Origin of the sequence: Ileibacterium valens (genome assembly GCF_001945525.1) — a bacterium.
Classification (GTDB): domain Bacteria; phylum Bacillota_I; class Bacilli_A; order Erysipelotrichales; family Erysipelotrichaceae; genus Ileibacterium; species Ileibacterium valens.
In genome coordinates this window covers 1-3,164 of sequence record NZ_MPJW01000149.1, presented here as the reverse complement: position 1 = coordinate 3,164, position 3,164 = coordinate 1, and the positions used below count along the sequence as shown (strand labels likewise).

Below are 3,164 nucleotides of genomic sequence, written 5' to 3'. Positions count from 1 at the left end.
CCGGAGAACATGTCTTCAGATGCAGGACATGAGATTATGGTCAGCCGGAGCATTCAGGCGGAAGGAACCTTCGGAGATCTTAAAGAAAACTACAGATACAGCCGATTGAGACGCCGGGGACTGGAAAACGTAAAATTTGAGGTGCTTATTGTGGCCATGGGACACAATATCAGAAAATTAAACAACAGAAATCGGATGAGTTGCCCAGAACTCGAACGTTATGGAAAATTAAAGGAGCAGAAAAGCGAAATCTGAAAAAGATTATAAACAGTCTTTTTGAGTTTTGGCTCTTTTCAGTGCGTTCAAAAATTGACTTGAGCGGAAAAACACATCATAAAACAGGATTGAATCAGATAAAAAGCATAGAAAAAGGGGCTGTAAATCTCGCTGATGAAAAATCAGTCGAAATTTAACAGCCCCTTTTCGAAGGATTTTGAAAAAGATCGAATAAGATCAATCTGTCAGACAACTATCATCTTCCAAAATTGCTTTTTTTGTGCTTTAAATGTCGAACGTCTGTTGAAAATCTGCTGAACTACTCACTTAAATGAATTTGGCTTAAGGCAGAAATAATGAAATTGGATATTCATTTTCCGCTATTTGTAGGAATTTTAGGCAAAAAGACGTATAATCATAAAAAAGTATTAAAAATGGAAAAAAGTATATTGCCTCCTGAGCTTCTTTCGATTTTAATAAAGGGCAGAAAAGGCTTTCAATCCTGGATCGTGTAATTCTGAAGCAAATCAGATTTGTGATTCAGCAGATCAAGCCTGTTTTCTTTATTTGCGAGGAGGATCTTCATGGGGATTGTAATCCATCTGGATCGGATGATGACCAAGCGGCATATTTCTTTGGGAAATCTGGCAAAAGAAGTTGGCATCACAGACGCCAATTTGTCCAAGATTAAAAATAACAAGGTTCATAGTATTCGCTTTTCAATCCTGACCGAACTATGCAAAGCACTTGATTGCCAGCCATCCGATCTGCTTGAATATATTGATTCAGAAGAAAGTGATTCTAAATAGATTCTGTTCTTTTGAATACAGTTATACAGTTGTTATAAAAGGGACTGTCCATTTGATGATGGATAGTCCCTTAGATTTTGCCTATTTAGCTGTATAAGAATCAGAACTGAAATCAATTCTCGATCAACTGATCAATCTGAGAGTGCCTGATCCTGAGAGGAACGGATTATAAAACAAATGTTAGTCACCGAAACTGATTCCAAGCATTTTTGCCTGCTGAATGATTTCGGAATCCGGCTGAACCAGTTTAAGTTTGCCAGCGATTTCTGCCAGTGGAACTTTTACGATTTCGCGGTTCTTGTAAGCAACCATATAACCATAATCCCCATCGACGATCATCTTACCCGCAGAACTTCCTAAGCGGCTGGAAAATACACGGTCATAAGCATCTGGCGCTCCACCACGCTGAGTATGGCCAGGAACGGTCACTCGGACTTCTCTTCCGGTACGTTCTTCGATTTCAGCAGCCAGTTTATAAGAAACAGACGGGAAGACATAGTTTTCAAGCTGTTTACGATATTCTTTCTTAGAAAGTTTAGCGTCTTCCTGAGAGATTGCTCCTTCAGCGACTGCGATGATCATGAAACGTCCTGTGTTATCCGTCTTTTTCTTTTCGATTACTTCAACGATCTTATCCATGCTGTAGGGGATTTCAGGTAAGAGGATAATATCAGCACCGCCGGCAATTCCAGCATTCAATGGAAGCCATCCAGTCTTGTGCCCCATGATTTCAATAATAAATACGCGTCCATGGCTTGAAGCGGTGGTATGGATTTCATCAATTGCGCGGGTAGCGATATCAACAGCGGATTGAAAACCAAAGGTCATATCGGTGCCCCATAAATCATTATCAATTGTTTTTGGAAGACCGATAACGTTAAGGCCTTCCTGTGAAAGCAGATTGGCAGTTTTAAGTGAACCATTACCTCCTAAGACTACCAGACCGTCCAGAGCAAGCCGTTCATAAGTATCTTTCATCAATTCAACTTTGTCATTACCGTTTTCATCCGGTTTCCGGATGTTTTTAAAAGGAACTCGACTGGTACCTAAGATCGTTCCTCCGACTGTCAAAATTCGTACAAAATCATCAGAAGTCAGCTTATGGTAATTGCCATGCATCAATCCTTTGTAGCCGTCTTCGAAACCGTAAAATTCAACAGGTTCTTTTGAGTTGTGACGTACGGATTTATACACAGCTCTCATTGTGGCGTTTAGAGCCTGACAGTCACCACCGCTGGTGAGCATTCCAATTCTAAGCATTAATTTTTCCTCCTATATAAATACTTTCTTTAATTATCCGCTTATATTTGCAAAAAATCACGACTGATTGTGTTTGAAGTTTGTTTTTATCAGTATGATGAGCGGATGAGTACGATCTCAATACAACGGTTCGTTAACTGGTTGAAATGAGATAATGCTTGTTATTGTCTTATCTGGATCTGCCAGGTAATCAAAACAGAGAACTTAGATCTCCTTTCTGAAACCAATTGACTGCTTTTCGAAGAGCAAAATTACTGACTTTTATAAGAGGAGTACTGCTTTTAAATTTTAATTTGTCTCTTTAAGATAACTTGCTTGAAATATCCAGAAATTAGAAGTATCCTTACAAAGCTGTTTAAAAGATGGAAGTCAAAAACGGCCCCCTGGAATATCCATACTCCTTATATCTAAGGGCAGAAATCCTTATTTGTGAAAATTTAAAAATAATTAACAAAAAGGGTTGACTGATGATTGCTGGAGTGGTATTCTTAATGAGCCTTGTGAGAGACGGCTTGTTTCTCACAAGCGAAGTCTTCTTTCGCTTGTGAAATTCAAAAAGAAATTCACAAAAAGTCTTGACTTTGATCAGGACAGGGAGTAAGATAAGCAAGCTTGTGAAAGATAAATAAATCTTCACAAATAACTCGTTCTTTGAAAACTTTACAGACAGTATGTACAAGTACCAATTGGTACAGGTTAAACAAACAAACCAAGTACAAGTCAATTCAACCTGAACAATCAAAAAATAAAATAAAACGCAAAAGCGTTGAGTCAAATCAAATGGAGAGTTTGATCCTGGCTCAGGATGAACGCTGGCGGCATGCCTAATACATGCAAGTCGAACGGTATCTTTGGATACAGTGGCGAACGGGTGAGTAA

3 protein-coding genes and 1 rRNA gene are annotated in these 3,164 nt (G+C 38.9%); 3 read left to right on the top strand and 1 reads right to left on the bottom strand.

What is annotated here, in order from left to right; translation table 11 throughout:
• Nucleotides 1-255: transposase (locus tag BO222_RS07820; protein ID WP_075819925.1), on the top strand; the 255-nt coding region annotated here is incomplete at its 5' end.
• A gap of 545 nt (nt 256-800) precedes the next feature.
• Nucleotides 801-1,025 (top strand): helix-turn-helix domain-containing protein, encoded by a 225-nt coding sequence (locus tag BO222_RS07815; protein WP_075819923.1) that lies wholly within the window; start codon nt 801-803, stop codon nt 1,023-1,025.
• A 180-nt stretch (nt 1,026-1,205) separates the two neighbouring features.
• Here the strand turns inward: BO222_RS07815 and BO222_RS07810 are convergent, their stop codons facing one another.
• A complete protein-coding gene (locus BO222_RS07810; RefSeq protein ID WP_075819921.1) occupies nt 1,206-2,285 on the bottom strand; it encodes a 6-phosphofructokinase in 1,080 nt (359 codons plus the stop codon).
• 777 nt (nt 2,286-3,062) lie between these two features.
• On the opposite strand from BO222_RS07810, the gene BO222_RS07805 reads away from it, so the two are divergent.
• Nucleotides 3,063-3,164: ribosomal RNA gene (locus BO222_RS07805) — 16S ribosomal RNA — on the top strand; the annotation flags it as partial.

Excerpts from the sequence above, each read along its gene's own strand:
- BO222_RS07815 (WP_075819923.1), top strand. The coding sequence starts at position 801 with ATGGGGATTGTAATCCATCTGGATCGGATGATGACCAAGCGGCATATT.
- BO222_RS07810 (WP_075819921.1), bottom strand. The coding sequence starts at position 2,285 with ATGCTTAGAATTGGAATGCTCACCAGCGGTGGTGACTGTCAGGCTCTA.